This is a genomic window from Enterobacter asburiae (genome assembly GCF_008080435.1).
GTDB classification, from domain to species: Bacteria; Pseudomonadota; Gammaproteobacteria; order Enterobacterales; family Enterobacteriaceae; genus Enterobacter; species Enterobacter asburiae_C.
This window is the reverse complement of the sequence record NZ_VRKN01000002.1, coordinates 324,558-351,207: the sequence shown is the minus strand read 5'-3', so window position 1 is coordinate 351,207 and position 26,650 is coordinate 324,558. Positions and strand designations below refer to the sequence as shown.

The window sequence follows — 26,650 nt, the reverse complement described above, 5'->3', positions numbered from 1 at the left end:
CATGAAAAAAACTGCAATTGCTCTGCTGGCGCTGCTGGTCAGTGGAGCCAGTCTGGCCGCGACGCCATGGCAAAAAATCACCCACCCGGTGGCGGGGAGCGCGCAGTCCATTGGCGCCTTTTCGAACGGTTGTATCGTCGGTGCCCAGGAGCTTCCTCTTCAGTCTGATACCTATCAGGTGATGCGCACCGATCAGCGACGTTATTTCGGCCATCCAGATCTGGTGCTGTTCATCCAGCGTCTGGGAAATCAGGTACATAACCTGGGGCTGGGCACGATGCTGATTGGCGATATGGGAATGCCTGCCGGCGGGCGTTTTAACGGTGGGCACGCCAGTCACCAAACCGGACTGGATGTCGATATCTTCCTGCAGCTACCGAAAGCCCGCTGGACGTCCGCCCAACTGCTGAAACCGCAGGCGCTGGATCTGGTGGCGAGCGACGGTAAGCGCGTTGTGCCGTCCCTGTGGACGCGGGATGTATCCAGCATGATCAAGCTGGCGGCAGAAGATAACGACGTCACGCGGATTTTCGTTAATCCGGCCATCAAGCAGCAGCTCTGCCTGGATGCAGGAACCGATCGCGACTGGCTGCGCAAAGTGCGCCCGTGGTTCCAGCATCGTGCGCACATGCACGTTCGTCTGCGCTGCCCGGCGAATAGCCTGGAATGTGAAGATCAGCCGCTACCTCCGCCAGGCGATGGCTGTGGTGCGGAACTGCAAAGCTGGTTTGAGCCGGCAAAACCTGGAACCTCTAAGCCTGAGAAGAAGACACCGCCTCCGTTGCCGCCTTCCTGCCAGGCGCTACTGGATGAGCATGTACTTTAATGGATAATTTCGTCGATCTGTTTATGGTGTCACCGCTGCTGCTGGTGGTGCTGTTCTTTGTGGCCATGCTGGCTGGCTTTATCGATGCCCTGGCGGGTGGGGGCGGTTTGCTGACCGTTCCGGCACTGCTGGCGGTGGGGATGAGCCCTGCCCAGGCGCTTGCCACCAACAAGCTTCAGGCCTGCGGCGGCTCGCTCTCTGCGTCGCTCTATTTTATCCGCCGCAAGGTGGTGAGCCTGGCTGATCAGAAGCTCAATATCCTGATGACCTTTATCGGCTCCACGTCGGGCGCGCTGCTGGTTCAGCACGTGCAGTCCGATATTTTGCGCCAGATCCTGCCGATTCTGGTCATCTGCATCGGGCTTTACTTCTTGTTGATGCCAAAGCTCGGTGAAGAAGACCGACAGCGTCGTCTGCACGGCCTGCCGTTTGCCCTGATCGCCGGGGGCTGTGTGGGTTTTTACGACGGTTTCTTCGGGCCGGGGGCCGGTTCATTTTATGCGCTGGCGTTCGTGACGCTGGCCGGGTTTAACCTCGCCAAATCCACCGCCCATGCCAAAGTGCTCAACGCGACCTCAAACGTCGGCGGCCTGCTGCTGTTTATCATTGGCGGCAAGGTCATCTGGGCAACCGGATTTGTGATGATGGCAGGGCAGTTCCTGGGCGCGCGCGCGGGTTCGCGTCTGGTGTTAAGCAAAGGACAAAAACTTATTCGCCCGATGATCGTCATCGTCTCGGCCGTAATGAGCGCCAAACTGCTTTATGACAGCCATGGACAGGAGATCCTCACCTGGTTGGGGATGCACTAATGAACAGTACGCATAAATACGAACAGCTGATTGAGATTTTTGACGGCTGTTTTGCTGATGATTTTAATACCCGTCTGATTAAAGGCGACGACGAACCGATCTATCTTCCTGCTGATGCAGAGGTTTCGTATAACCGCATCGTCTTTGCCCACGGCTTTTATGCCAGCGGCTTGCACGAGATTTCGCACTGGTGCATCGCGGGGAAAGCGCGGCGCGAGCTGGTGGACTTCGGTTACTGGTACTGTCCGGACGGGCGTGACGCCGCAACGCAGGGGCAGTTTGAAGATGTGGAGGTGAAACCGCAGGCGCTGGAATGGCTATTCTGCGTCGCGGCGGGTTTCCCGTTCAACGTTAGCTGTGACAACCTCGAAGGCGACTTCGAGCCAGACCGTATCGTCTTCCAGCGCCGCGTTCATGCGCAGGTGATGGAATATCTTGAGAAAGGCATCCCGGAACGTCCGGCACGCCTGATCGGGGCCTTACAGAATTATTACCACACGCCGGTGATCACGGCGGAATGCTTCCCTTGGCCGGAAGATCTTTAACAGAGGAAAGAAGATGATCGCAGAATTTGAATCACGCATTCTGGCGTTAATTGATGACATGGTGGAACACGCCAGTGATGATGAGCTGTTCGCCAGCGGTTATCTGCGTGGTCACCTGACGCTCGCGGTAGCCGAGCTGGAAGCGGGTGACGATCACTCTGCCGACGCTGTTCACGCTGAAGTCACTCGCAGTCTGGAAAAAGCCATTCTGGCCGGGGAACTCTCTCCGCGCGACCAGTCTCTGGTGCTGGGCATGTGGGACAATTTGTTCCAGCAAGCTAAACGCTAATTCATCGTATTTCGCCCGGTGGCGCTACGCTTACCGGGCCTACGAATATCCCCTCAGCCCTATTGGTGAGGGCCTCAGACCGCACCCTACTTAACCTTCTTCCCCTTCAGCAGTTTCCTTACCCACAAGCGATTCGGATTCAGCCCAGCAAGCGTAACACTGTCCAGTGGAATCGGCTCGTCGCTCATTTGCGCGGCTAAGACTTCTGCCAGCAGCGGTGCAGAACACAGCCCGCGAGAGCCCAGCCCGCCCAGCATATACAGCTCCGGATAAACCGGCGCGCTTACCGCTTTATCCCGGTTATCAGCAAGGTCCTGATAGGCCTCAAGCGTCGCTTCGTAGTCCGGCACATTTCCCGCCATCGGCAGATGATCTCGGGTGGCACAGCGCACGCCGCAGCGCGCTGCCCCCTCGCTGACGTCAACCTCTTGCGCCCACGCCGCATCCGGGAAACAGTCAATCAGGCGTTGGCGGTTTTGCGCCTGATCCGCTTCGCTGTAGCGCATATCCGTCTCGCCACGATGATAGCTGGCCCCGATGCAGTGATGGCCGTTAGACGGATTTTGCGGCGTCAGATAGCCGTCATAGCACAGCACCTGACGCAGTTTGCTCAGTTCGGGCGCGGAAGGAATATGGCTTACCTGGCCGCCGACCGGATAAACCGGCAACGTCTCTGTCTGGATAAACTGATTGATGTTATGTCCGTTTGCCAACACAACGCTGGCATGGCTCGCCTCTTTGCCACCAGCAAAACGCAGATTCCAGCGCTCGCTTCGGCTCAGCGATTCAACGGTGTGCGCATAATGCGCCGTCAGCCCGCGAGAATGCGCCAGGGCAATGACCGCCGCGGTCAGTTCAGCCGGGCACAGCCAGCCGCCGAGCGGATACTGAATGCCCCCACACCCGGTTTGTACGCCAGCGGTGTCTGCCACCTCTTGTGCACTGACCGCGCGGGCAATCTCGTCAGGCAGGCCCAGCGACAGCATCTGCGTGATTTTTTGCTGGCTCTTTTCATCCCAGCCGAGCTGCGTCACGCCGCACCAGTCATGGTCGAACGCCACCGGCAGGGCGTCGTACAGACGACGAGCGAAGGTAAACGCCGCCGGGAAAAACCGGAACAGGGCCGGGTCGTGCGCGCTTAAAAGCGGGTAGAGCGCCCCCTGGCGGTTGCCGGACGCGCCGTTTGCTGGCGCGTCGTCAGCACAGTAGAGCGTGACCTGCCAGCCGCGGTGGAGAAGCGCGAGAGACAGCAGGGCGCTGGCGATCCCCCCGCCGACTATCGCCACCTCACGTGATGTGCTGGCGCGGCGTGCAAACCAGGGCGCCTGAGCGGAAATGTCCAGCGTCTGATCCATCCTGCCGACCAGCATGTCGCGCTTGCGGCCAAAGCCTTTGGTCTTCTGCATGGTAAAGCCTGCATCCTGCAGCCCGCGGCGGACAAAGCCCGCTGAGGTGAAGGTGGCAAGCGTCGCGCCAGGACGCGCCAGCCGCGCCATCGCGCTAAACAGATGCTGGCTCCACATGTCCGGGTTTTTGGCGGGGGCAAAGCCGTCCAGGAACCATGCATCGACTTTCTGATTCATCGAATCATCAAGCGTATCGGTCAGGTCGTTGATGTCGCCGAGCCATAAATCCAGCGTCACGCGTCCACCGTCGAGAATCAGACGGTGGCAGCCGCCGATGTGAGGCGGCCACTGCGCCTGGAGCTGCTCTGCCCACGCAGCTAGCTCTGGCCAGCGCTGATGAGCGAGTCGCAGATCGTGCGCGGTGAGCGGGAATTTTTCGAAACTGATGAAATGTAATCTTTGTAGCGTAGCCTCAGGGTGTGCAGCGTGAAACTGGTTAAACGCCTGCCAGAGGGTTAAAAAATTCAGCCCGGTGCCGAATCCACTTTCCGCGACCACAAACAGGCTCCGCGGATGCTCCGGGAAGCGGGTGCTGAGATGGTTTCCGTCGAGGAAAACATAGCGGGTTTCTTCAAGTCCGTTATCATTAGAAAAATAGACGTCATCAAAATCTCGGGAAACAGGTGTACCCTCAGCGTTGAATTCGAGGTTGGCGGGTTGTATAGCGTTTTGTTTCACGTAAGTTACTCGTCTGACAGGCAGTGGCACGATCTTAACGATGTGAGTCCATCGGTGCAAATTTCCGCAGAAAATGTCTGATCGGACTTGTTCGGCGTACAAGTGTACGCTATTGTGCGACTCGAAACTTACTATAGTGCGACTTACAGAGGTATTGAATGAAACGTGCAGTGATTACTGGCCTGGGCATTGTTTCCAGCATCGGTAATAACCAGCAGGAAGTCCTGGCATCTCTGCGTGAAGGACGCTCCGGGATCACTTTCTCTGAAGAGTTTAAAGATTCAGGTATGCGTAGCCACGTATGGGGTAACGTCAAACTGGACACCACCGGTTTGATTGACCGCAAAGTGGTTCGTTTCATGAACGATGCCTCTATTTATGCTTATCTCTCCATGCAGGAAGCGATCAAAGATGCTGGCCTGAGTGAAGAGGTTTATCAGAACAACCCGCGCGTGGGTCTGATCGCTGGTTCCGGCGGCTCATCCAAAGCGCAGGTATTCGGCGCTGACGCAATGCGTAGCCCGCGTGGTCTGAAAGCAGTAGGTCCGTACGTGGTCACCAAAGCCATGGGTTCTGCGGTTTCCGCATGCCTGGCGACCCCATTCAAAATCCACGGTGTGAACTACTCCATCAGCTCCGCGTGTGCGACTTCCGCACACTGCATCGGTAATGCTGTTGAGCAGATCCAGCTGGGTAAACAGGACATCGTATTTGCTGGCGGCGGCGAAGAGCTGGGCTGGGAAATGGCCTGTGAATTCGACGCGATGGGCGCACTGTCCACCAAGTACAATGAAACCCCGGATAAAGCATCCCGTACCTATGATGCGCACCGTGACGGTTTCGTTATCGCTGGCGGCGGCGGTATGGTTGTGGTTGAAGAGCTGGAGCATGCCCTGGCACGTGGCGCTCATATCTATGCTGAGATCGTGGGCTACGGTGCAACGTCTGACGGCGCCGACATGGTTGCGCCATCTGGCGAAGGCGCGGTGCGCTGCATGAAGATGGCGATGCACGGCGTTGATACCCCAATCGACTACCTGAACTCCCACGGTACCTCTACTCCGGTAGGCGACGTGAAAGAGCTGGGTGCGATCCGTGAAGTCTTCGGTGACAACAGTCCGGCGATCTCCGCGACCAAAGCCATGACCGGTCACTCTCTGGGGGCGGCTGGCGTGCAGGAAGCGATCTACTCTCTGCTGATGCTGGAAAACGGCTTTATCGCCCCAAGCATCAACATTGATGAGATGGACGAGCAGGCTGCTGGCCTGAACATCGTGACCAAGCCAATGGACGCGACGTTGAACACCGTCATGTCAAACAGCTTCGGCTTCGGCGGCACCAACGCCACGCTGGTTATGCGTAAGCTGAAAGCATAAGTTTTAAGTTTGATTCAGGAAGGGAGCCATAAGGCTCCCTTTTTTATGCATTGACAAGCGGCTGATCTCACAGGCAAACTCCACCACTCAACATTATCCTCACGATAATGCGTAAGCGTTTAACGTCAACCAACGCGCCTTAATCCTGATAATCAGGTAGAGGGGGCGTGGCCATTTCCCCGCCTTACTCTTCATTTCGGAGTAAAGCATGACTGCAATAACTCAAACAGAAACAACTCCTTCAGCGAACGTCTCGCTGTTCCGTATCGCTTTTGCGGTATTTCTGACCTATATGACCGTTGGTCTGCCGCTGCCGGTGATCCCGCTGTTCGTTCATCAGGAGCTGGGCTATGGCAACACCATGGTCGGCATTGCCGTGGGCATTCAGTTTTTAGCCACGGTATTAACCCGCGGTTACGCCGGACGGCTGGCGGATCAGCACGGTGCAAAACGTTCGGCGTTACAGGGGATGTTTGCCTGTGCGCTGGCGGGCGGCGCATGGCTGCTGGCGGCTCTCCTGCCCGTAGACGCCGCGTATAAATTTGCGCTGCTGGTGTTGGGCCGCTTAATCCTTGGCTTTGGTGAAAGCCAGTTGCTGACCGGCACCCTGACCTGGGGAATGGGTCTGGTGGGGCCTGCACGCTCCGGCAAGGTGATGTCCTGGAACGGCATGGCCATCTATGGCGCGCTGGCCGCCGGTGCACCGCTTGGGCTGCTTATTAATAGCCAGTTTGGATTTGCGGCGCTGGCCGCAACCACGATGGTTTTACCCCTGCTGGCGTGGGCGTTTAACGGCTCGGTGCGTAAGGTGCCCGCTCACAAAGGTGAGCGTCCTTCCCTGTGGAGCGTGGTTGGCCAGATCTGGCAGCCGGGTCTTGGTCTGGCGTTGCAGGGCGTGGGTTTTGCGGTGATTGGTACCTTCGTCTCGCTCTATTTTATGAGTCGCGGCTGGGCGATGGCCGGTTTTACGCTTACCGCGTTTGGCGGCGCGTTTGTGCTGATGCGCGTGCTTTTTGGCTGGATGCCGGATCGCTTCGGCGGCGTGAAGGTCGCGGTCGCGTCGCTGATGATAGAGACCGTGGGACTGCTGCTGCTGTGGAATGCACCCGTGGCATCCGTTGCACTACTTGGTGCGGCGCTGACCGGATGCGGCTGTTCACTGATCTTCCCGGCACTGGGCGTTGAAGTGGTGAAGCGCGTTGCCCCACAGGTGCGCGGTACAGCGCTGGGCGGCTATGCGGCGTTTCAGGATATCTCATACGGAATAACCGGGCCGCTGGCCGGGGTGTTAGCCACCTCGTTTGGTTATCCGTCCGTCTTTCTGGCCGGTGCGGTTTCTGCGGTGGTTGGGATCGTGGTGACGCTGGTGGCGTTTCGCAGAACCTAACTGTTTGTTGCCGGGTGGCGGCTGCGCCTTACCCGGCCTACGGTTCGAGCTGTTGTAGGCCTGGTAAGCGTAGCGCCACCGGGCAAAACTTCAGGCAACCAGCCAGAAAATCGCCAGTGCAATCATTAATGCAATAAACATCAATCCCGGACGCGCAGAGAGTGTTCTGAACGTCTCGACGACTGGCGCAAAGAGCGGGCTGTAGATCGGCTGAATGTTTCTCACCTCCGGCACGCCGCCTTCACGCTCGGCGCGGCGAACGAAGATTTGATTGAGCAGATCCTGCACCTGCGCGGTGGTCAGTACAGTTTGCGGTGTGGCCTGCCAGTTTTGCTGGGCGTAATCCCGAATCACGTCGAACTCGTGCGGCTCAAGCGGCTGTTTCAGTGCCGCCTGGACGGTATGCAGGGTAGGGGCATTCTGGGTGCTGAGCGTCTGGCGCGCCTGGAGCCAGGTCACCAGATGAGTAAACTGTTTGGCCGGGATCAGCTCACCCGCCTTCACGCCGGACAGCTCCAGCATGGATTGCCAGATAAGCTTCGTCGGTTCGCCAGTGGCCGCAGCCAGTTTTGTCACCATCTGCTTGAGCGTGTTGTGCTCGGCAGGCAGCAGCGGACGCTCGGTCGCCTGGCGCACCTGAGGCTGCGGAATAGACAGCTCGTTGTTCTGCAGCAGGGTCAGCACGGTTTTGAGCTGGTCGGGTGTCAGCTGGCCCAGCGCGGTCTGACCATACTGCTGGCGAATAAAATCACTCACCGCCTGGCGGTTATTTCCCTGGCCCAGCAGCTCCGTCAACTGAGCGACAATCTGGCGCGTGGTGTGGTTCTGCTGCGCGGTATTGATACGCTGGTTCAGGTTTTGCTCGGCAGCTGGGAAATGACGCGACTGCAGCGGTGCGTCGTTCCTCACGCCTAAATCATGCTTTACCCCGGCCCAGACTTCCGCGTTTTGCTGCGAAGTCAGCGCAATCAGGCGCGTGATCAGTCGCTCCAGCACGGTGCGCTGTTGCGTGGATAGCGGTTGTTCACCGGCAACGTTTGGCGTGACAGGGCCTTCACCCGGAGGGCGTGGCGGCGTACCTGAAATGGGCTGCATCGTCAAAAATCCTTAAAGTCAAAACTCAGCGTAAACCAGGTATACGTATATGCCTGGCGGCCAGATTATGGCACACTTGGCAGGTTTTCTTCCTCTCAAACAGGTACTCAGATGTGAAAATCCTCGTTGATGAAAATATGCCTTATGCCCGTGAGCTGTTTAGCCGCCTGGGTAACGTTAAGGCTGTCCCTGGTCGCCCGATCCCGGTCAACGAACTGGATGACGCAGACGCGCTGATGGTGCGTTCGGTGACCAAAGTAAATGAGGCGTTGCTCGCCGGTAAAGCGATTAAGTTCGTCGGAACCGCAACCGCAGGGACCGATCATGTGGATGATAAATGGCTTTCGCAGGCTGGTATCGGTTTTTCCGCCGCGCCGGGCTGTAACGCCATTGCTGTCGTGGAATACGTTTTCTCCTCGCTGCTGATGCTGGCCGAGCGCGACGGTTTTGCGCTGAAAGACCGCACCGTGGGGATTGTCGGCGTGGGTAACGTCGGCGGGCGCCTGCAAAAGCGCCTTGAAGCGTTAGGGATCCGCACGCTGCTGTGCGATCCGCCGCGCAAAGACAACGGCGATGACGGGGATTTCCGCTCGCTGGATGAGCTGGTCGAACAGTGCGATGTGCTAACTTTCCACACGCCGCTGTTTAAAGAGGGGCCGTATAAGTCACTGCATCTTGCTGACGAGGCGCTGATCCGTCGTCTGAAGGCTGGCACTATTCTGATAAATGCCTGCCGTGGTCCGGTCGTAGATAACGCCGCGTTGCTGACATGTCTGAACGAAGGACAAGACCTCAGCGTGGTGCTGGACGTCTGGGAGCCGGAGCCGGATCTCAGCGTTGAGCTGCTTAACAAGGTGGACGTGGGCACGGCGCATATCGCCGGTTACACCCTCGAGGGGAAAGCTCGCGGCACGACGCAGGTCTTCGAGGCCTACAGCGCTTTTATCGGCCATCCTCAGCAGGTAGCGCTGGATACCTTACTCCCCGCGCCTGAATTTGGCCGCATTACCCTGTATGGCCCGCTCGATCAGGCAACGCTGAAAAGGCTGGTGCATTTGGTGTATGATGTGCGCCGCGATGATGCGCTGCTGCGTAAAGCGGCGGGGATCCCGGGTGAGTTTGATAAGCTGCGCAAGAACTATGTTGAGCGCCGCGAGTGGTCTTCCCTGTATGTGATGTGCGACGACGCGTCGGCGGCGACGCTGCTGCATAAACTTGGGTTTAACGCCGTTCATCACCCGGCGCATTAATGTCTTCTTAATGCTCCCTGTCGGATACTCCGACAGGGACGCTTTTTTATTTCTGGAGTAAACCACCATGTCTGAAGGCTGGAACATTGCCATTTTAGGTGCCACGGGTGCCGTGGGCGAAGCCCTGCTCGAAACCCTTGCTGAGCGTCAGTTCCCGGTGGGCGACATCTATGCGCTGGCGCGTACCGACAGTGCAGGTGAACATCTGCGTTTTAACGGTAAATCCGTCATGGTCCAGGACGCGGCAGCATTCGACTGGACGCAGGCGCAGCTGGCGTTTTTCGCCGCGGGCGCTGAAGCGACTGCTGCGTACGTTGAAGAGGCGACCAACGCAGGTTGCCTGGTGATCGACCTGAGCGGCCTGTTCTCAATGGAGCCGGATGTGCCGCTGGTGGTGCCGGACGTGAACCCGTTTGTGCTGGCTGACTACCGCAACCGAAACGTCATTGCGGTTCCAGGCAGCCTGACCAGCCAGCTGCTGACCGCCCTGAAACCGCTGATCGACGACGGCGGCCTGTCGCGCATTATCGTCACCAGCCTGCTGTCCGCGTCCGCGAACGGTAAAAAGGCTGTTGACGCGCTGGCCGGGCAGAGCGCAAAGCTGCTGAACGGTATCCCGATTGATGAAGATGATTTCTTTGGCCGCCAGCTGGCGTTCAACATGCTGCCGCTGCTGCCGGATCGCGAGGGTTCCGTACGCGAAGAGCGTCGTATCGTCGATGAAGTGCGTAAAATTCTGCAGGACGATGGCCTGATGATCTCCGCGAACGTCGTGCAGTCCCCGGTCTTCTACGGCCACGCGCAGATGGTTGGTTTTGAAGCGCTGCGTCCGCTGGCAGCAGAAGAGGCGCGCGATGCGTTTGGCCGCGGTGAAGACATCGTGCTTTCTGAAGAGAGCGAGTTCCCGACCCAGGTGGGCGATGCCACCGGGAGTGCGCATATCTCCGTAGGCTGCGTGCGTAACGATTACGGTATGCCGGAGCAGGTTCAGTTCTGGTCCGTTGCCGATAACGTTCGCTTTGGCGGTGCGCTGATGGCGGTCAAGATCGCTGAAAAACTGGTGCAGGAGTACCTGTACTGATGTCAGATGTGGAACAAAAGCCGGTCCATAGAATTGCCCTCGGAATTGAGTACGATGGCAGTAAATATTATGGCTGGCAGCGTCAGAATGAGGTGCGTAGCGTCCAGGAGAAGCTGGAGAAAGCGCTCTCTCAGGTGGCAAATGAGCCGATTAACGTCCTGTGCGCAGGACGGACGGACGCGGGTGTTCACGGCACGGGGCAGGTGGTGCACTTTGAAACTACCGCCGTGCGTAAGGATGCCGCCTGGACGCTGGGTGTAAATGCGAATTTGCCTGGTGACATTGCGGTGCGTTGGGTAAAAGCTGTGCCGGATGATTTTCACGCGCGCTTCAGCGCCACGGCGCGTCGCTACCGTTATGTCATCTACAACCAGCGCCTGCGTCCGGCAGTGTTAAGCCAGGGCGTGACGCATTTTTATGAACCGCTTGATGCAGAACGTATGCATCGTGCGGCGCAGTGTCTGATTGGTGAAAATGACTTTACGTCGTTTCGTGCGGTGCAGTGTCAGTCCCGCACGCCGTGGCGCAACGTCATGCACATAAACGTCAGCCGTTTTGGCGCGTATGTGGTGGTGGATATCAAAGCCAATGCCTTTGTACATCATATGGTTCGGAATATTGTGGGCAGCCTGATGGAAGTGGGTGCCGGACACCAGCCGGAGAGCTGGATTGCAGACCTGCTTGCAGCGAAGGACAGAACGCTTGCGGCAGCCACGGCGAAAGCGGAAGGGTTGTATCTGGTCTCGGTAGACTATCCGGATCGGTTTGACCTGCCGAAACCGCCAATGGGTCCGCTATTTTTAGCGGACTAAACAAAGGTGCAATTAGGGTTTAGACAATATGGACGTAATTCGTTTTTTAATTGATTTCATCCTGCATATTGATGTTCACCTGGCGGAGCTGGTCGCGCAGTATGGCGTCTGGGTTTACGCCATTCTGTTCCTCATCCTGTTTTGTGAAACCGGTCTGGTCGTTACCCCATTCCTGCCAGGGGATTCACTGCTGTTCGTTGCCGGCGCGTTATCGGCATTACCCACCAATGATCTGAACGTGCATCTTATGGTTGTACTGATGGTGATTGCCGCCATTGTCGGTGATGCGGTCAACTATACGATTGGACGGGTGTTCGGTGAGCGGCTTTTCAGAAATCCTGATTCGAAAATTTTCCGTCGCAGCTATTTAGACAAAACCCATGCGTTTTATGAACGCCATGGCGGAAAAACCATTATCCTTGCGCGTTTTGTGCCTATTGTGCGCACATTTGCACCGTTTGTGGCGGGAATGGGGCATATGTCCTATCGTCATTTTGCGGCATACAACGTGGTTGGCGCGCTGCTGTGGGTACTGCTGTTTACCTATGCAGGCTACCTGTTTGGCGATCTTCCGATCGTTCAGGAAAACCTTAAGTTACTGATTGTAGCGATTATTGTGCTTTCCGTACTGCCGGGCGTTATCGAAATCATTCGTCACAAACGTGCGGCAGCAAAACAAGCGAAGTAAATGCACACTGGCGGTTCGACCACTTTTTTATCCAAAGTTTCGGGCTGTTATGTTTTAATGTGCAACATTCATGGTCTGTTGGAGGCAAAAATGGCATTATTCGCCTCTTATAGCAAAACTGGCATACGACCAGGTTCAGGCAGAAAGGTTATCAATGAGCTGGATTGAACGAATTAAAAGCAACATTACCCCAACGCGCAAAGCGAGCATTCCTGAAGGGGTATGGACGAAGTGTGATAGCTGCGGTCAGGTTCTGTATCGCGCAGAGCTGGAGCGCAACCTTGAGGTGTGTCCTAAGTGTGACCACCATATGCGTATGTCGGCGCGCAACCGCCTGCATAGCCTGCTGGACGAAGGCTCTCTGGTAGAGCTGGGTAGCGAACTCGAGCCAAAAGATGTGCTGAAGTTCCGCGATTCCAAAAAATATAAAGATCGTCTGGCCTCTGCACAGAAAGAGACCGGCGAGAAAGACGCGCTGATCGTCATGAAAGGCACCCTGCATGAGATGCCGGTTGTTGCCGCCGCGTTTGAGTTCGCCTTTATGGGCGGCTCAATGGGCTCCGTGGTCGGTGCGCGCTTCGTGCGTGCCGTAGAGCAGGCGCTGGAAGACAACTGTCCGCTGATCTGCTTCTCTGCCTCCGGCGGTGCGCGTATGCAGGAAGCGCTGATGTCGCTGATGCAGATGGCGAAAACCTCTGCTGCGCTGGCGAAAATGCAGGAGCGCGGTCTTCCGTACATCTCCGTGCTGACCGACCCAACCATGGGCGGCGTCTCCGCGAGCTTCGCGATGCTGGGCGACCTGAACATCGCTGAGCCAAAAGCGCTGATCGGCTTTGCCGGTCCTCGCGTTATCGAACAGACCGTTCGCGAAAAGCTGCCGCCGGGATTCCAGCGCAGTGAGTTCCTCATTGAGAAAGGCGCCATCGACATGATTGTCCGCCGTCCGGAAATGCGCCTGAAGCTGGCGAGCGTCCTGGCGAAGCTGATGAATCTGCCAGCGCCGAACCCGGATGAGCCGCGCGAAGGCGTGGTGGTACCGGATCAGGAACCCGAGGCCTGATAACTGAAAAGGGCAGGGCCGGTTGGCGCTGCCCTTTTGCTTTCTAATCTGTTAATGACAACCGGGCATTATGGAAAATAAAAGCATTCCCCAAGCCACGTCGCCCCTGGCCGCGTGGCTTTCTTATCTGGAAAATCTGCACAGTAAAACCATCGATATGGGGCTTGAGCGCGTAAGCCAGGTCGCCGCGCGTCTTGATGTGCTCAAACCGGCGCCTTTCGTGTTCACCGTCGCGGGCACCAACGGCAAAGGCACTACCTGCCGTACGCTGGAATCTGTCCTGATGGCTGCGGGTTACAAAGTTGGCGTGTACAGCTCTCCACACCTGGTCCGCTACACCGAGCGCGTTCGGGTGCAGAACAGCGAACTGCCGGAATCGGCGCATACGGCGTCGTTCGCGGAAATTGAAGCCGCACGCGGTGAGATCTCATTAACCTATTTTGAATACGGCACTCTGTCGGCGCTATGGCTGTTCAAACAGGCGCAACTGGATGTGGTGATTCTTGAGGTCGGCCTCGGTGGACGTCTTGACGCGACCAATATGGTGGATGCGGACGTGGCGGTGGTCACCAGCATCGCGCTGGACCATATCGACTGGCTGGGACCGGATCGTGAAAGCATTGGTCGCGAGAAGGCCGGTATTTTCCGGGCTAATAAACCCGCCGTGGTCGGCGAGCCCGATATGCCGCATACCATTGCTGACGTGGCAAACGAGAAGGGCGCGCATCTGCTGCGCCGCGGCGTTGACTGGCAGTATGAGGTTCAGGGTAACGCCTGGCGCTTTAGCGATGCGCAGGGCGGGCTGGACAACCTGCCGCTGCCGCAGGTACCGCAGCCGAACGCGGCAACCGCGCTGGCGGCCCTGCGCGCCAGTGGCCTCGTGGTCAGCGAGCAGGCGATCCGCGACGGCATTGAGAACGCCATTCTGCCCGGGCGTTTCCAGATTGTCAGCGAGTCACCGCGCCTGATTCTGGATGTGGCGCATAATCCGCATGCGGCGGCGTATCTCGCGGAACGTCTCAAATCGTTACCAAAAACCGGGCGCGTGCTGGCGGTTATCGGTATGCTTCATGATAAAGATATCGGCGGGACGCTGGCCTGCATGGAGAGTGTGGTCGATAGCTGGTATTGTGCTCCTCTGGAGGGGCCGCGCGGCGCGACGGCTGAGCAGTTGATGGAACATCTCGGCAAAGGCGCAATCTATAGTAGCGTGGCTCAGGCCTGGCATGCCGCGATGGCGGATGCTAAACCAGAAGATACCGTGCTGGTGTGTGGTTCATTCCACACGGTGGCACATGTCATGGAAGTGATGGACGCGGGGAGAACCGGTGGCGAGTAAGTTTCAGAACCGTTTAACAGGAACCATTGTGCTGGTCGCGCTTGGGGTGATTATTCTTCCCGGGCTGCTCGACGGGCAGAAAAAGCATTATCAGGATGAGTTTGCCGCTATTCCGCTGGTGCCGAAACCGGGTGACCGCGATGAGCCGGATATGCTGCCTGCGGCGACGCAGGCGCTGCCTGCTCAGCCGCCGGAAGGGGCGGCGGAAGAGGTCCGTGCAGGCGATGCCGCCGCACCGTCGCTCGATCCGTCTCGCCTGGCGGCAGCGAGCAACAGCGATATCGATCCGGTGCCGGTAGAGCAGCCTAAACCTGTTGAAAAACCGAAGCCGGTTGAGAAGCCGCAGCCGAAACCGCAGCGGGATAAAGCCGCAGAGCAGCTGGCTGCCGCGTCAGAAACCCCACCGCCGGCAAAACAAGACGCGGCACCGACCGGAAAGGCTTACGTTGTGCAGCTGGGTGCGCTGAAAAACGCCGACAAAGTCAACGAGGTCGTGAGCAAACTGCGCAGTGCGGGATATCGTGTTTACACTTCACCTTCCACGCCGGTGCAGGGTAAAATTACCCGTATCCTCGTGGGGCCAGAAGCGTCCAAAGATAAGCTTAAAGGTTCGCTCGGTGAGCTGAAGCAGATCTCCGGCCTGAGCGGTGTGGTGATGGGCTACAGCGCGAACTGATAAGATCTTACCCATCCTGGAGTGGTTAGCTCCCTCTCCCTTGAGGGAGAGGGCCGGGGTGAGGGGGGAGCAGACGTCCACAGAGACGTCAAATGGACCGTGGCGTTGAACATTTTTTCAGCGCCTTTTTTATTTACGCGCGGGAAGGAAATCCCTACGCAAACGTTTTCTTTTTCTGTTAGAATTCGCCCCGAACTGGATGACAGGGCGTTAAATCGTGGGACACATATGGTCTGGATTGATTACGCCATCATTGCGGTGATTGGTTTTTCCTGTCTGGTTAGCCTGATCCGTGGCTTTGTTCGTGAAGCGTTATCGCTGGTGACTTGGGGTTGTGCTTTCTTTGTCGCCAGTCATTACTACACTTACCTGTCTGTCTGGTTCACGGGCTTTGAAGATGAACTGGTCCGAAATGGAATCGCTATCGCGGTGCTGTTTATCGCGACGTTGATTGTCGGCGCTATCGTGAATTACGTGATAGGTCAGCTGGTCGAGAAAACCGGTCTGTCAGGAACGGACAGGGTGCTCGGGATCTGTTTCGGGGCATTACGAGGCGTGCTGATTGTGGCTGCGATCCTGTTTTTCCTGGATACCTTCACCGGGTTCTCCAAAAGCGAAGACTGGCAGAAATCGCAGCTCATTCCAGAGTTCAGCTTCATCATCAGATGGTTCTTTGACTATCTGCAAAGCTCGTCGAGTTTTTTGCCCAGGGCATAAACCCTGAGATGTGGCTTAACGAGGAAAAGACGAATGTGCGGTATTGTCGGTATCGCCGGTTTCATGCCGGTAAACCAGTCGATTTATGACGCGTTAACGGTGCTTCAGCACCGTGGGCAGGATGCTGCGGGTATCATCACCATTGATGCAAACAACTGCTTCCGTTTACGCAAGGCGAATGGCCTGGTAAGCGATGTGTTTGAAGCCCGCCATATGCAGCGTCTGCAAGGTAATATGGGGATCGGTCACGTTCGTTATCCTACTGCTGGCAGTTCCAGCGCCTCTGAGGCACAGCCTTTCTACGTCAACTCACCGTATGGCATCACCCTTGCTCATAACGGCAACCTGACCAACGCGCATGAGCTGCGTAAAAAGCTGTTCGAAGAGAAACGTCGCCACATTAATACCACCTCTGATTCTGAAATCCTGCTCAATGTGTTCGCCAGCGAGCTGGATAACTTCCGTCACTATCCGCTGGAAGCTGACAACATCTTTGCTGCGATTGCCGCGACAAATCGCCAGATCCGCGGCGCTTACGCCTGTGTAGCGATGATCATCGGTCACGGTATGGTGGCCTTCCGCGATCCAAACGGCATTCGTCCACTGGTGCTCGGCAAACGCGACCTCGGCGATGGCCGTACCGAATATATGGTTGCCTCTGAGAGCGTGGCGCTGGATACCCTGGGCTTTGAGTTCCTGCGTGACGTTGCGCCGGGCGAAGCGGTCTACATCACCGAGAAAGGCCAGCTGTTTACCCGCCAGTGTGCCGATAACCCGGTCAGCAACCCGTGCCTGTTTGAATACGTTTACTTTGCCCGCCCGGATTCCTTCATCGACAAGATTTCCGTCTACAGCGCGCGCGTTAACATGGGCACGAAGCTGGGCGAGAAGATTGCCCGCGAGTGGGACGATCTCGACATCGACGTGGTTATTCCTATCCCGGAAACGTCCTGCGACATCGCGCTGGAGATCGCCCGCATTCTGGATAAGCCATACCGTCAGGGCTTCGTGAAGAACCGCTACGTTGGCCGCACCTTTATCATGCCGGGCCAGCATCTGCGCCGTAAGTCCGTGCGCCGCAAGCTGAACGCCAACCGCGCGGAATTCCGTGACAAGAACGTTCTGCTGGTGGATGACTCCATCGTTCGCGGCACCACCTCTGAGCAGATTATCGAGATGGCGCGCGAAGCGGGTGCGAAGAAAGTCTACCTGGCCTCTGCTGCGCCGGAGATTCGCTTCCCGAACGTGTACGGCATCGATATGCCAACCGCCAACGAGCTGATCGCTCACGGCCGTGAAGTGGATGAAATTCGCCAGATCATCGGTGCCGACGGCCTGATTTTCCAGGATCTGAACGATCTCATCGATGCGGTGCGTGCCGAGAACCCCGAAATTCAGCAGTTCGAATGTTCCGTGTTCAACGGTATTTACGTGACCAAAGACGTTGACCAGCAGTACCTCGACTATCTTGATTCGCTGCGCAACGACGATGCGAAAGCCGTCCAGCTGCAGAACGATCTTGAAAGCTTAGAGATGCACAACGAAGGTTGATGCTCCGGCAAGTGAGGGCGAATGCCCTCACTTGCAACTCCCCGAAAAATCCTGCACAGTCAGCCCTGAAATCAGTAAGGGCGAAAATCATGAAACGACTCATTGTTGGGCTCAGCGGCGCCAGCGGCGCGATTTACGGCGTACGTCTGTTACAGGTTCTGCGTAACGTGGCGGAAGTCGAGACCCATCTGGTGATGAGCCAGGCGGCGCGGCAGACCCTCTCTCTGGAAACCGATCTCTCCCTGCGCGATGTTCAGGCACTGGCGGATGTCGTTCACGATGCCCGTGATATCGCCGCCAGCATCTCCTCAGGCTCGTTTAAAACAGCTGGCATGGTTATCCTGCCCTGTTCAATTAAAACGCTCTCCGGTATTGTGAACAGCTATACCGATACCCTGGTGACGCGCGCGGCGGATGTGGTGCTGAAGGAGCGTCGTCCTCTGGTGCTCTGCGTGCGGGAAACGCCGCTGCACCTGGGCCATCTGCGTTTGATGACCCAGGCCGCTGAGCTTGGAGCCATCATCATGCCGCCGGCACCGGCGTTTTATCATCGCCCAACATCGCTGGATGACGTGATTAATCAGACCGTTAACCGCGTGCTGGATCAGTTTGACATCGACCTGCCTGAAAATCTCTTCACCCGCTGGCAAGGGGCCTGATTCTGTGCACAAACAGAGTGCATGAAAAGAGACGTCGCCCTGTTTCAGGGCAATTATGCAACGGCGATCATATCCTCGACATTTAATTCGTTTTTTCCCTTTTTCTCTTTCCGGTTCGTTCGGCAGACCTGCTATCTTTCACCATTAAGGCAATATCGAAACGTTTTATTAACATATTTAACGTCGAAGTTTTGACCAGACGGCAATGTGGCATAAGACCTGCAAGATGAAGCCTGCAACACAACACACAACACAATACATAATAAAATCACGGTACTTGAGGGTAAATGTATGAAGAAGACGGTTCTGGCTCTGTCTTTGCTCGTGGGGTTAAGTGCGGCAGCAGGTAGCTACGCAGCGCTTCCACAGACAGTTCGTATCGGTACAGACGCAACCTACGCGCCATTCTCTTCTAAGGATGCGAAAGGCGATTTCGTGGGGTTTGATATCGATCTGGGAAATGAAATGTGCAAACGCATTGCGGTGAAATGCACATGGGTGGGCAGCGACTTTGACGCGTTAATCCCGTCGCTGAAAGCCAAGAAAATCGACGCCATTATCTCTTCTCTCTCCATCACCGAAAAACGTCAGCAGGAGATTGCCTTCTCTGACAAGCTCTACGCCGCGGATTCTCGCCTGATTGCGCCAAAAGGTTCCCCTATCAAGCCAACCATCGATTCGCTGAAAGGCAAGCATGTCGGCGTGCTTCAGGGATCGACTCAGGAAGGTTATGCCAATGCTAACTGGCGTGAGAAGGGTGTAGACGTGGTGGCTTACCAGAACCAGGATCTGATTTACTCTGACCTGTCGGCAGGCCGTCTGGATGCGGCATTCCAGGACGAAGTCGCCGCGAGCGAAGGCTTCCTGAAACAGCCTGCGGGGAAAGATTACGCGTTTGCGGGCCCGTCTGTGAAAGACAAAAAGTACTTTGGTGACGGCACCGGTATTGGCCTGCGTAAGGATGATACCGAGCTGAAAGCCGCCTTCGACAAAGCCTTTGCAGAGCTGCGTAAAGACGGTACTTACGACAAACTGGCGAAGAAATACTTCGACTTCAACGTATACGGTGAATAATACCTGGCGCTAACGCACCGCAAAGGTGCGTTACGGGAGCGGTTGACCCAATGCAGTGCATTAATTGCACTGTATTGGATCGCTTTGTGCATACTTACGCATTTATAATGCAAAAATTCCCGCCTGAAGGGCATTAGTCTTTGCCTGACAGAGGGGATTGATGGCACATTAGCACCACCCCGTCGTCGTAAAAATCCCGTATGAAGACAGTTTGTTGAGGACAAATATGAAAAAACTCGTGTTGTCACTATCTCTGGTGCTGGCTTTTTCCAGCGCCACCGCGGCATTCGCAGCCATTCCGCAGAAAATTCGGATTGGTACCGATCCAACCTATGCGCCGTTCGAATCGAAGAATTCAAAGGGTGAACTGGTGGGTTTTGACATCGATCTCGCCAATGAACTGTGCAAACGCATCAAAGCACAGTGTACCTACGTTGAGAACCCGCTGGATGCGCTGATCCCGTCCCTGAAAGCGAAAAAAATCGACGTGATTATGTCCTCGCTCTCCATCACCGAAAAACGCCAGCAGGAGATTGCCTTCACCGACAAACTCTACGCGGCCGACTCTCGTCTGGTAGTGGCTAAAGCTTCTGACATTCAGCCAACGCTGGAGTCCCTGAAAGGCAAACGCGTCGGCGTGCTGCAGGGCACCACGCAGGAAACCTACGGCAACGAACACTGGGCGCCGAAGGGGATTGAAATTGTCTCCTATCAGGGCCAGGAAAATATCTACGCTGACCTGACGGCAGGCCGAATTGATGCGGCATTCCAGGATGAAGTCGCGGCAAGCGAAGGCTTCCTGAAGACGCCGGTGGGTAAAGATTACAAGTTTGGCGGCCCGTCCATTAAGGATGTGAAGTTGTTTGGTGTGGGCACCGGTATGGGCCTGCGCAAAGAAGACAACGAGCTGCGTGAGGCGCTGAACAAAGCGTTTGCTGAAATGCGCGCTGACGGCACCTACGACAAGCTGGCGAAAAAGTACTTTGATTTTAATGTTTACGGCGGCTAATCGCCCCGTCAAATAACGTGCGGCCCCTCCCGCAGTGGGAGGGGAAAAGACACGGTTCCACCACTCACGATACGACAGGGCTCGCGGTATGCTGTACGGATTTTCTGGCGTTATTTTACAGGGCGCGCTTGTCACCCTTGAGCTGGCTATCAGCTCCGTGGTGCTGGCGGTGCTGATAGGTCTGGCAGGCGCAGGGGCGAAGCTTTCGGCTAACAAACCGCTGGCGCTAATATTTGAAGGCTACACCACGCTTATTCGCGGCGTTCCCGATCTGGTGCTGATGCTGCTTATCTTTTACGGTCTGCAGATTGCGCTTAACAGCGTAACGGACGCGATGGGCATGGGACAAATTGATATCGACCCGATGGTGGCCGGTATTATTACCCTCGGTTTTATCTACGGTGCCTACTTCACCGAAACCTTCCGCGGCGCCTACATGGCCGTGCCGAAGGGCCACATTGAGGCGGCAACCGCATTTGGTTTTACCTCTTCACAAACGTTTCGTCGGATTATGTTCCCGGCCATGATGCGTTTTGCGCTGCCGGGCATCGGCAACAACTGGCAGGTTATCCTCAAAGCGACAGCGCTGGTCTCATTGCTCGGCCTGGAAGACGTCGTTAAAGCGACTCAGCTGGCGGGCAAGAGCACCTGGGAGCCGTTCTACTTTGCGGTGGTCTGCGGTGTGATTTATCTGGTCTTTACGACCGTCTCCAATGGTGTGCTGCTTCTGCTCGAGCGTCGCTACTCCGTGGGTGTGAAGAGGGCTGACCTGTGATTGAGATTATTCAGGAATACTGGAAATCGCTGCTGTGGACGGATGGCTACCGCTTTACCGGCGTGGCGATTACGCTCTGGCTGCTGATCTCCTCCGTGGTGATGGGCGGCGTTCTGGCGGTGTTTCTTGCCATTGGCCGCGTGTCGAACAATAAATTTATCCAGTTCCCGATCTGGCTGTTTACCTACGTGTTTCGCGGTACGCCGCTGTACGTGCAGCTGCTGGTGTTCTATTCAGGGATGTACACGCTTGAGATCGTAAAAGGCACTGAGATGCTGAATGCGTTCTTCCGCAGCGGTCTGAACTGTACGGTGCTGGCGTTGACGCTCAACACCTGTGCCTACACCACCGAGATTTTCGCCGGGGCAATTCGCTCTGTCCCTTACGGTGAAATTGAAGCGGCGCGCGCGTACGGCTTTTCCTCAGTGAAACTTTACCGCTGCATTATTCTGCCGTCGGCACTGCGTATCGCGTTACCGGCGTACAGTAACGAAGTGATCTTGATGCTGCACTCCACCGCGCTCGCCTTTACTGCGACGGTGCCGGATCTGCTCAAAATCGCGCGCGATATTAACTCCGCGACCTATCAGCCGTTTACCGCGTTTGGCATTGCGGCGGTGCTCTATTTAATTATCTCTTATGTTTTGATTAGCCTGTTCCGTAAGGCTGAAAAACGCTGGTTGCAGCATATAAAACCTTCTTCGACGCACTGAGAAAGATGATGGCTGAGAACAAATTAAACGTTATTGATTTGCACAAACGCTACGGCGAACATGAAGTGCTGAAAGGGGTGTCGCTGCAGGCGAATGCGGGCGACGTGATCAGTATCATCGGCTCATCCGGCTCGGGTAAAAGTACCTTCCTGCGCTGTATTAACTTCCTCGAAAAGCCGAGTGAAGGCTCGATCGTGGTGAGCGGGCAGAATATTAATCTGGTCCGTGACAAAGATGGCCAACTGAAGGTAGCGGATAAAAACCAGCTGCGCCTGCTGCGTACGCGCCTGACGATGGTGTTCCAGCATTTCAACCTCTGGAGCCACATGACGGTGCTGGAGAACGTAATGGAAGCGCCGATTCAGGTGCTTGGCCTGAGCAAGCAGGAAGCCCGCGAGCGCGCGGTGAAATACCTGGCGAAAGTGGGTATCGACGAGCGCCAGCAGATGAAATACCCGGTGCATCTCTCCGGCGGTCAGCAGCAGCGTGTCTCCATTGCGCGCGCGCTGGCGATGGAACCCGAGGTGCTGCTGTTCGACGAACCGACCTCCGCGCTGGACCCTGAACTCGTTGGCGAAGTGCTGCGCATCATGCAGAAGCTGGCCGAAGAGGGCAAAACGATGGTGGTGGTGACGCACGAGATGGGCTTCGCCCGTAACGTCTCGAACCACGTTATCTTCCTGCATCAGGGGAAAATTGAAGAGCAGGGGCATCCGGACGAGGTGCTGGCGAACCCGCAAAGTCCGCGTTTGCAGCAGTTCCTGAAGGGGTCTTTGAAGTAGATTTTGCTCTTCTCCCTCTCCCTGTGGGAGAGGGGCGGGGTGAGGGCATCAGCCCGCAGTGCAGCCCAATCGCCCGGTGGCGCTTCGCTTACCGGGCCTACAAATTCCGTTGCCGGCCGGCATACTCCAGCCGATACACCCAGTCGTCATAGCGCACGCCGTCAATTTCATACGCTTTTTCTAACACCTGCGTACGCACAAACCCCGCTTTCTCCAGCACCCGTACCGAACCGCCGTTATCCGCCAGCACATACGCGTTAATCGCTTTCACGCTGGTCTGGTTAAACGCGTAATCACACACCGCGCGCAGCGCCTCGCTGGCAATCCCTTTTCCCTGTGCCGCAGGCACAACCGTGTAGCCGATATCGGCCTCTTCACGATTTTCCGGGCTGATTTGCAGGCCAATATCGCCGAGCGGCGTATCGTCCTCCAGAAAGCGGATCATGAAGACATGCTCCGCCATCAGGCGCGCGGCAAACACGCGTCGGGTCTCTTTTTCCGGGGCGATGGCGGCCATATAGCGCATGATGCTGCGAACTTCACGCAGCGAGCGGAAGAAGGCCCAGTCAGTGGGTTCGAAAGGGGTGAGGTGAAGCCGGGGAGTGGTGATCGTTGCCATTGTTACGCCATTTCTTCGGAACATGGCCTGTCACTGTAACATATTCACCGCACCACATCCCCCAGCGCCTCTTCTAATTCATACCAGCGGAACGCAAACCCGGCGGCTTCCAGCCGTTTTGGCAGCGCCCGTTGCCCGCCTAATACCAGCACGGACGCTTCACCCATCATCAGGCGAATGACCGTGGCAGGCACGCGCAATATCGCCGGACGGTGCAGGGCATGCCCCAGCGCGTGGGCAAACTGTTCATTACGCACCGGATACGGCGCAACCATGTTAAACGGTCCGCGCAGATCGTTATCCAGCAGCCAGAGAATACCGTTGACCATATCGTCGATATGGATCCACGCCAGATACTGGCGACCATTGCCGATGGGGCCACCGAGTCCGAGTCTGAACGGGGGAAGCATCTTCGCCAGAATGCCGCCTTTCGGCGCAAGCACGACACCGGTCCGTAGCAGGCAGACGCGGGTACGATCGCTCTGCGCCGCACAGGCGATACGCTCCCACTGGGCGCAGAGCTTATGGGTAAACTCGTTATGCGGCGGCTCTTCCTCGGTCACCACCACCTCACCGAGATCGCCGTAATAACCCACCGCTGAACCCGAAATCAGCACCGAAGGCGGCGTGTGGCTATTGCGGATCAGCTCGGCCAGCTTTTCAGTAATGTTCCACCGGCTACTGCATAACAGCTGTTTTTGCTCTTCCGTCCAGCGCTTATCGGCGATGGGTTCACCCGCGAGGTTAATGACGGCGTCGAAGCCGTCCAGATTTTGCTGCTCGGCCAGATTTTTCCAGATATCGATACCCGCCCCCAGCACCTGGCGCGCTTTCTCCGGGCTGCGCGTGACCACGGTAATGTCGTGATGCAAGGCCTGCAGACGCGCAATAAGGTGACGACCAATAAGGCCTGTACCGCCGGTCAGCAAAATCTTCATACAACCTCCAGGTTTACGCCTGGCGTCGCCAGCTTAACGTCATGGAGACGGAATCGGCGTAGCGCAGGGCGTGAAGTTTATCGATCTCAACTTCAGCATAAGTGACCCAGTGATGTTCGCGTGCGATATCGAGCACATCCTGAGTTAATTTTTCCAGCAGAGAGAAGCGGTTATTCTCCACGTACTGAATGATGTTTTTGGTTATTGTGCGGTAGTTCAGCGCGTCGTTGATGTCTTCGCTGGCCCGCGCTTTGTCTGCGGGGTAGTGAATAACCACATTAATGACAATATCCTGACGGTTGGCGATCTCTTCCTCTTTGATACCGATGAAGGTACGCAAGCGTAAATTTTTTATACGAATAACAGCATCTGGCTGTGACATTGCAGGTCTTCTCCGTGTCAGTATTTCCTGCTCATAATACATGAGAGGCTTGCAGGCACCCAGCTTCATAGAGGGTTAAATCTGCTGGATTTTTTGCATCGCCCGCTCGGTTGCCGGGCGAGTTCGGATGCGCTCAAACCAGTTGTTCACCGCCGGGTAAGAGGCCAGGTCAATTCGGTGTTTTTCATGCGTATTCACCCACGGCCAGCAGGCGATATCGGCAATACTGTAATGATCGCCCCCAAGCCACGGTGTTTTCTCCAGCCGACGGTTCAGAACGTCATAGAGCCGCTGAGTCTCTACCTGATAGCGCTCTATCGCGTAAGGAATGGGCTGCGGGGCGTAAGCGGTAAAGTGATGATTTTGACCCAGCATGGGGCCCAGACCGCTCGCCTGCCAGAAGAGCCATTGCAAGGTATGGTGACGCTCGCGCAATTCTCCGCTCAGCAGTTTGCCGGTTTTCTCCGCCAGGTAGAGCAAAATTTCACCGGATTCAAACAGGCTTAACGGTCTCCCCCCGTCCGCCGGCTGGTTATCAATAATGGCCGGGATTTTATTATTCGGCGAGATAGCCAGAAAGAGAGGACTGAACTGATCGCCTTTGCTGATATTCACGCGAATGATCCTGTAATCCAGCCCGGCTTCTTCAAGAAAGAGGGTGATCTTATGGCCGTTTGGGGTAGGGGCGTAATAAAGGTCGATCATTCTCAACTCCTGTCCATGCGAATAGTGGTGCCATGAAAATGAGTATAGGTGGTTGTTGTAAATCGTGAGTTTTCATCAAGTGACAGCGAGGCAAAGAGATTATATGTTGAGTAAAAACCCGATCAGCCGATGAGGATGTTATGAACCAGCCCGTAATCACGTTGTGGTCCGATGCGAATTTCTTTTCTCCCTATGTTATGAGCGTATACGTTGCGCTGGCCGAAAAAGGGCTCACTTTTACGCTGAAAACCGTTGATCTCGACGGCGGTGAACATCTCAAACCGCAGTGGCAGGGTTACGACCTGACCCGACGCGTGCCGGTGCTGGAGATTGATGGTTTCGCCCTGAGCGAATCGTCAGCGATCGATGAATATCTGGAAGACCGGTTCGCGCCGCCTGAGTGGGAGCGCATCTATCCTCACGACCTGCAAAAACGCGCGCGGGCGCGGCAGATCCAGGCGTGGCTGCGTAGCGATCTGGTGCCGATTCGCGTGGAACGTTCGACGGACGTCGTGTTTGCCGGGGTGAAAAAGCCAGCGTTCAGCGCAGAAGGCAGCGAAAGCGCACAAAAACTGATTGAAACCGCTACCTCGCTCCTCGCACATGGCAATCCTAACCTGTTTGGCGAGTGGTGCATTGCCGACGCCGATCTGGCGTTGATGCTAAACCGCCTGATCCTCAACGGCGATGAGGTGCCGCAGCTGCTGGTGGATTATGCCGCGTTTCAGTGGCAGCGTGCCTCCGTGCAGCGCTATGTGGCACTCTCGGCTAAGCGCGCGGGCTGATAAGCCCTGACGCTTCAGGTATGATGGGGGCAGTCTGTTTTCCCGAGGAGTGACTGATGAAACTGATGTTTGCGTCGGATATCCATGGATCGCTGCCCGCTACCGAGCGTGTCCTCTCCCTGTTTGCACAAAGCGGTGCGCAGTGGCTGATTATTCTGGGTGATGTGCTCAATCACGGCCCGCGCAACGCGCTGCCGGAGGGCTATGCCCCGGCGCAGGTCGCGGAAAAGCTCAACCCGTATGCCTCTCGCATCATCGCCGTTCGCGGCAACTGCGACAGCGAAGTGGACCAGATGCTGCTGCATTTTCCCCTTACCGCGCCGTGGCAGCAGGTGTTGCTGGAACAAAGCCGCCTGTTCCTGACCCATGGGCATCTCTTTAGCCCGGATAATCTCCCGGTGCTCGCGGCTGGCGATGTCCTGGTTTACGGTCATACTCATATTCCGGTTGCTGAAAAGCGCGGTGAGATTTATCACTTCAATCCGGGTTCGGTCAGCATACCGAAAGGCGGTTATCCTGCGAGCTACGGCATGCTGGATGGAAATACCCTGAGCGTTATCGCACTTAATGATCAGCAAGTTATTGCGCAGGTAGCGATTAATCCGTAAGTTACACCTCAACTGC

The 26,650-nt window shown here is 56.4% G+C and carries 29 protein-coding genes; 23 read left to right on the top strand and 6 right to left on the bottom strand.

Annotated features, from left to right (window positions below):
• Position 1: 1 nt before the first annotated feature.
• From mepA to FU672_RS04735, 4 genes are read left to right on the top strand one after another with little or no spacing between them, the layout of a single operon-like run.
• Entirely contained in the window at positions 2 to 826 is an 825-nt protein-coding gene (gene mepA / locus FU672_RS04750) for a penicillin-insensitive murein endopeptidase (protein WP_134347744.1), read from the top strand.
• On the top strand, positions 826 to 1,635 hold the full coding sequence (locus FU672_RS04745) for a sulfite exporter TauE/SafE family protein (RefSeq protein WP_148242355.1): 810 nt from the start codon (positions 826 to 828) through the stop codon (positions 1,633 to 1,635). The genes mepA and FU672_RS04745 overlap by 1 nt, the downstream gene beginning before the upstream one ends.
• Positions 1,635 to 2,180 (top strand): elongation factor P hydroxylase, encoded by a 546-nt coding sequence (locus tag FU672_RS04740; protein WP_148242354.1) that lies wholly within the window; start codon positions 1,635 to 1,637, stop codon positions 2,178 to 2,180. Before FU672_RS04745 ends, FU672_RS04740 begins: the two co-directional genes overlap by 1 nt.
• Positions 2,181 to 2,193: 13 nt before the next feature.
• Positions 2,194 to 2,469 carry a YfcL family protein gene (locus tag FU672_RS04735; RefSeq protein ID WP_028013966.1) on the top strand — a complete coding sequence of 92 codons (276 nt, stop codon included), beginning with the start codon at positions 2,194 to 2,196 and terminating at the stop codon, positions 2,467 to 2,469.
• Between the two features lie 86 nt (positions 2,470 to 2,555).
• Here the strand turns inward: FU672_RS04735 and mnmC are convergent, their stop codons facing one another.
• Complete coding sequence (mnmC, locus tag FU672_RS04730) at positions 2,556 to 4,553, bottom strand: bifunctional tRNA (5-methylaminomethyl-2-thiouridine)(34)-methyltransferase MnmC2/FAD-dependent 5-carboxymethylaminomethyl-2-thiouridine(34) oxidoreductase MnmC1 (protein ID WP_148242353.1); 1,998 nt, start codon at positions 4,551 to 4,553, stop codon at positions 2,556 to 2,558.
• A gap of 158 nt (positions 4,554 to 4,711) precedes the next feature.
• On the opposite strand from mnmC, the gene fabB reads away from it, so the two are divergent.
• Complete coding sequence (gene fabB / locus FU672_RS04725; RefSeq protein WP_148242352.1) at positions 4,712 to 5,929, top strand: beta-ketoacyl-ACP synthase I; 1,218 nt, start codon at positions 4,712 to 4,714, stop codon at positions 5,927 to 5,929.
• A 208-nt stretch (positions 5,930 to 6,137) separates the two neighbouring features.
• Positions 6,138 to 7,316, top strand: a complete 1,179-nt coding sequence (locus FU672_RS04720; RefSeq protein WP_148242351.1) for an MFS transporter — start codon at positions 6,138 to 6,140, stop codon at positions 7,314 to 7,316.
• Between the two features lie 90 nt (positions 7,317 to 7,406).
• Here FU672_RS04720 and flk read toward each other — a convergent pair whose 3' ends face one another.
• The gene (gene flk, locus FU672_RS04710; protein WP_148242350.1) at positions 7,407 to 8,411 is read right to left on the bottom strand and encodes a flagella biosynthesis regulator Flk; all 1,005 of its coding nucleotides are present in this window, start codon (positions 8,409 to 8,411) and stop codon (positions 7,407 to 7,409) included.
• 113 nt (positions 8,412 to 8,524) lie between these two features.
• On the opposite strand from flk, the gene pdxB reads away from it, so the two are divergent.
• From pdxB to hisP, 15 genes are all read left to right on the top strand, one after another.
• A complete protein-coding gene (gene pdxB / locus FU672_RS04705) occupies positions 8,525 to 9,661 on the top strand; it encodes a 4-phosphoerythronate dehydrogenase PdxB (protein WP_148242349.1) in 1,137 nt (378 codons plus the stop codon).
• Between the two features lie 67 nt (positions 9,662 to 9,728).
• Complete coding sequence (locus tag FU672_RS04700) at positions 9,729 to 10,742, top strand: aspartate-semialdehyde dehydrogenase (RefSeq protein ID WP_148242348.1); 1,014 nt, start codon at positions 9,729 to 9,731, stop codon at positions 10,740 to 10,742.
• Positions 10,742 to 11,554, top strand: a complete 813-nt coding sequence (truA, locus tag FU672_RS04695) for a tRNA pseudouridine(38-40) synthase TruA (protein ID WP_023312566.1) — start codon at positions 10,742 to 10,744, stop codon at positions 11,552 to 11,554. Before FU672_RS04700 ends, truA begins: the two co-directional genes overlap by 1 nt.
• Positions 11,555 to 11,582: 28 nt before the next feature.
• On the top strand, positions 11,583 to 12,242 hold the full coding sequence (locus FU672_RS04690; RefSeq protein WP_134347754.1) for a DedA family protein: 660 nt from the start codon (positions 11,583 to 11,585) through the stop codon (positions 12,240 to 12,242).
• 154 nt (positions 12,243 to 12,396) lie between these two features.
• Complete coding sequence (gene accD / locus FU672_RS04685; protein ID WP_063145400.1) at positions 12,397 to 13,302, top strand: acetyl-CoA carboxylase, carboxyltransferase subunit beta; 906 nt, start codon at positions 12,397 to 12,399, stop codon at positions 13,300 to 13,302.
• Between the two features lie 70 nt (positions 13,303 to 13,372).
• Entirely contained in the window at positions 13,373 to 14,641 is a 1,269-nt protein-coding gene (folC, locus tag FU672_RS04680) for a bifunctional tetrahydrofolate synthase/dihydrofolate synthase (RefSeq protein WP_148242347.1), read from the top strand.
• Positions 14,631 to 15,317 carry a cell division protein DedD gene (gene dedD, locus FU672_RS04675; RefSeq protein WP_063145402.1) on the top strand — a complete coding sequence of 229 codons (687 nt, stop codon included), beginning with the start codon at positions 14,631 to 14,633 and terminating at the stop codon, positions 15,315 to 15,317. The genes folC and dedD overlap by 11 nt, the downstream gene beginning before the upstream one ends.
• A gap of 228 nt (positions 15,318 to 15,545) precedes the next feature.
• Positions 15,546 to 16,034 (top strand): colicin V production protein, encoded by a 489-nt coding sequence (gene cvpA, locus FU672_RS04670; RefSeq protein WP_000262116.1) that lies wholly within the window; start codon positions 15,546 to 15,548, stop codon positions 16,032 to 16,034.
• Between the two features lie 33 nt (positions 16,035 to 16,067).
• A complete protein-coding gene (gene purF / locus FU672_RS04665) occupies positions 16,068 to 17,585 on the top strand; it encodes an amidophosphoribosyltransferase (protein WP_148242346.1) in 1,518 nt (505 codons plus the stop codon).
• A gap of 89 nt (positions 17,586 to 17,674) precedes the next feature.
• A complete protein-coding gene (locus tag FU672_RS04660) occupies positions 17,675 to 18,244 on the top strand; it encodes a UbiX family flavin prenyltransferase (protein WP_148242345.1) in 570 nt (189 codons plus the stop codon).
• A 291-nt stretch (positions 18,245 to 18,535) separates the two neighbouring features.
• The gene (argT, locus tag FU672_RS04655; RefSeq protein WP_148242344.1) at positions 18,536 to 19,318 is read left to right on the top strand and encodes a lysine/arginine/ornithine ABC transporter substrate-binding protein ArgT; all 783 of its coding nucleotides are present in this window, start codon (positions 18,536 to 18,538) and stop codon (positions 19,316 to 19,318) included.
• A 226-nt stretch (positions 19,319 to 19,544) separates the two neighbouring features.
• The gene (gene hisJ, locus FU672_RS04650; protein ID WP_023336423.1) at positions 19,545 to 20,327 is read left to right on the top strand and encodes a histidine ABC transporter substrate-binding protein HisJ; all 783 of its coding nucleotides are present in this window, start codon (positions 19,545 to 19,547) and stop codon (positions 20,325 to 20,327) included.
• An 88-nt stretch (positions 20,328 to 20,415) separates the two neighbouring features.
• The gene (locus FU672_RS04645; protein ID WP_148242343.1) at positions 20,416 to 21,102 is read left to right on the top strand and encodes a histidine ABC transporter permease HisQ; all 687 of its coding nucleotides are present in this window, start codon (positions 20,416 to 20,418) and stop codon (positions 21,100 to 21,102) included.
• A complete protein-coding gene (locus tag FU672_RS04640) occupies positions 21,099 to 21,815 on the top strand; it encodes an ABC transporter permease (protein WP_014071132.1) in 717 nt (238 codons plus the stop codon). Before FU672_RS04645 ends, FU672_RS04640 begins: the two co-directional genes overlap by 4 nt.
• 8 nt (positions 21,816 to 21,823) lie before the next feature.
• Positions 21,824 to 22,597 (top strand): histidine ABC transporter ATP-binding protein HisP, encoded by a 774-nt coding sequence (gene hisP / locus FU672_RS04635; protein ID WP_045354320.1) that lies wholly within the window; start codon positions 21,824 to 21,826, stop codon positions 22,595 to 22,597.
• Between the two features lie 97 nt (positions 22,598 to 22,694).
• Here the strand turns inward: hisP and FU672_RS04630 are convergent, their stop codons facing one another.
• The 4 genes from FU672_RS04630 to yfcG all read right to left on the bottom strand — a co-directional run bounded on the left by FU672_RS04630 (position 22,695) and on the right by yfcG (position 25,241).
• Complete coding sequence (locus tag FU672_RS04630) at positions 22,695 to 23,216, bottom strand: GNAT family N-acetyltransferase (RefSeq protein ID WP_148242342.1); 522 nt, start codon at positions 23,214 to 23,216, stop codon at positions 22,695 to 22,697.
• A 44-nt stretch (positions 23,217 to 23,260) separates the two neighbouring features.
• Positions 23,261 to 24,154: a TIGR01777 family oxidoreductase gene (locus tag FU672_RS04625; RefSeq protein ID WP_148242341.1), complete on the bottom strand. Its 894-nt coding sequence runs from the start codon at positions 24,152 to 24,154 to the stop codon at positions 23,261 to 23,263.
• Between the two features lie 13 nt (positions 24,155 to 24,167).
• Positions 24,168 to 24,536 (bottom strand): dihydroneopterin triphosphate 2'-epimerase, encoded by a 369-nt coding sequence (folX, locus tag FU672_RS04620; protein ID WP_023336419.1) that lies wholly within the window; start codon positions 24,534 to 24,536, stop codon positions 24,168 to 24,170.
• Positions 24,537 to 24,611: 75 nt separating this feature from the next.
• Positions 24,612 to 25,241 (bottom strand): GSH-dependent disulfide bond oxidoreductase, encoded by a 630-nt coding sequence (gene yfcG / locus FU672_RS04615; RefSeq protein WP_148242340.1) that lies wholly within the window; start codon positions 25,239 to 25,241, stop codon positions 24,612 to 24,614.
• Positions 25,242 to 25,381: 140 nt separating this feature from the next.
• Between yfcG and yfcF the strand changes: the two genes are divergently transcribed.
• On the top strand, positions 25,382 to 26,026 hold the full coding sequence (yfcF, locus tag FU672_RS04610) for a glutathione transferase (RefSeq protein WP_148242339.1): 645 nt from the start codon (positions 25,382 to 25,384) through the stop codon (positions 26,024 to 26,026).
• 56 nt (positions 26,027 to 26,082) lie between these two features.
• Positions 26,083 to 26,634 carry a phosphodiesterase gene (gene yfcE / locus FU672_RS04605; RefSeq protein ID WP_148242338.1) on the top strand — a complete coding sequence of 184 codons (552 nt, stop codon included), beginning with the start codon at positions 26,083 to 26,085 and terminating at the stop codon, positions 26,632 to 26,634.
• Positions 26,635 to 26,650: the final 16 nt, after the last annotated feature.

What these genes read in the sequence shown, in the direction of transcription:
- folX (WP_023336419.1), bottom strand. Translation starts at nt 24,536, where the DNA reads ATGTCACAGCCAGATGCTGTTATTCGTATAAAAAATTTACGCTTGCGT.
- hisJ (WP_023336423.1), top strand. Translation starts at nt 19,545, where the DNA reads ATGAAAAAACTCGTGTTGTCACTATCTCTGGTGCTGGCTTTTTCCAGC.
- truA (WP_023312566.1), top strand. Translation starts at nt 10,742, where the DNA reads ATGTCAGATGTGGAACAAAAGCCGGTCCATAGAATTGCCCTCGGAATT.
- FU672_RS04740 (WP_148242354.1), top strand. Translation starts at nt 1,635, where the DNA reads ATGAACAGTACGCATAAATACGAACAGCTGATTGAGATTTTTGACGGC.
- yfcF (WP_148242339.1), top strand. Translation starts at nt 25,382, where the DNA reads ATGAACCAGCCCGTAATCACGTTGTGGTCCGATGCGAATTTCTTTTCT.
- FU672_RS04625 (WP_148242341.1), bottom strand. Translation starts at nt 24,154, where the DNA reads ATGAAGATTTTGCTGACCGGCGGTACAGGCCTTATTGGTCGTCACCTT.
- FU672_RS04745 (WP_148242355.1), top strand. Translation starts at nt 826, where the DNA reads ATGGATAATTTCGTCGATCTGTTTATGGTGTCACCGCTGCTGCTGGTG.
- FU672_RS04660 (WP_148242345.1), top strand. Translation starts at nt 17,675, where the DNA reads ATGAAACGACTCATTGTTGGGCTCAGCGGCGCCAGCGGCGCGATTTAC.
- mepA (WP_134347744.1), top strand. Translation starts at nt 2, where the DNA reads ATGAAAAAAACTGCAATTGCTCTGCTGGCGCTGCTGGTCAGTGGAGCC.
- fabB (WP_148242352.1), top strand. Translation starts at nt 4,712, where the DNA reads ATGAAACGTGCAGTGATTACTGGCCTGGGCATTGTTTCCAGCATCGGT.
- folC (WP_148242347.1), top strand. Translation starts at nt 13,373, where the DNA reads ATGGAAAATAAAAGCATTCCCCAAGCCACGTCGCCCCTGGCCGCGTGG.
- hisP (WP_045354320.1), top strand. Translation starts at nt 21,824, where the DNA reads ATGGCTGAGAACAAATTAAACGTTATTGATTTGCACAAACGCTACGGC.
- purF (WP_148242346.1), top strand. Translation starts at nt 16,068, where the DNA reads ATGTGCGGTATTGTCGGTATCGCCGGTTTCATGCCGGTAAACCAGTCG.
- FU672_RS04630 (WP_148242342.1), bottom strand. Translation starts at nt 23,216, where the DNA reads ATGGCAACGATCACCACTCCCCGGCTTCACCTCACCCCTTTCGAACCC.
- argT (WP_148242344.1), top strand. Translation starts at nt 18,536, where the DNA reads ATGAAGAAGACGGTTCTGGCTCTGTCTTTGCTCGTGGGGTTAAGTGCG.
- FU672_RS04645 (WP_148242343.1), top strand. Translation starts at nt 20,416, where the DNA reads ATGCTGTACGGATTTTCTGGCGTTATTTTACAGGGCGCGCTTGTCACC.
- flk (WP_148242350.1), bottom strand. Translation starts at nt 8,411, where the DNA reads ATGCAGCCCATTTCAGGTACGCCGCCACGCCCTCCGGGTGAAGGCCCT.
- FU672_RS04735 (WP_028013966.1), top strand. Translation starts at nt 2,194, where the DNA reads ATGATCGCAGAATTTGAATCACGCATTCTGGCGTTAATTGATGACATG.
- FU672_RS04700 (WP_148242348.1), top strand. Translation starts at nt 9,729, where the DNA reads ATGTCTGAAGGCTGGAACATTGCCATTTTAGGTGCCACGGGTGCCGTG.
- yfcE (WP_148242338.1), top strand. Translation starts at nt 26,083, where the DNA reads ATGAAACTGATGTTTGCGTCGGATATCCATGGATCGCTGCCCGCTACC.
- accD (WP_063145400.1), top strand. Translation starts at nt 12,397, where the DNA reads ATGAGCTGGATTGAACGAATTAAAAGCAACATTACCCCAACGCGCAAA.
- cvpA (WP_000262116.1), top strand. Translation starts at nt 15,546, where the DNA reads ATGGTCTGGATTGATTACGCCATCATTGCGGTGATTGGTTTTTCCTGT.
- FU672_RS04690 (WP_134347754.1), top strand. Translation starts at nt 11,583, where the DNA reads ATGGACGTAATTCGTTTTTTAATTGATTTCATCCTGCATATTGATGTT.
- yfcG (WP_148242340.1), bottom strand. Translation starts at nt 25,241, where the DNA reads ATGATCGACCTTTATTACGCCCCTACCCCAAACGGCCATAAGATCACC.
- FU672_RS04720 (WP_148242351.1), top strand. Translation starts at nt 6,138, where the DNA reads ATGACTGCAATAACTCAAACAGAAACAACTCCTTCAGCGAACGTCTCG.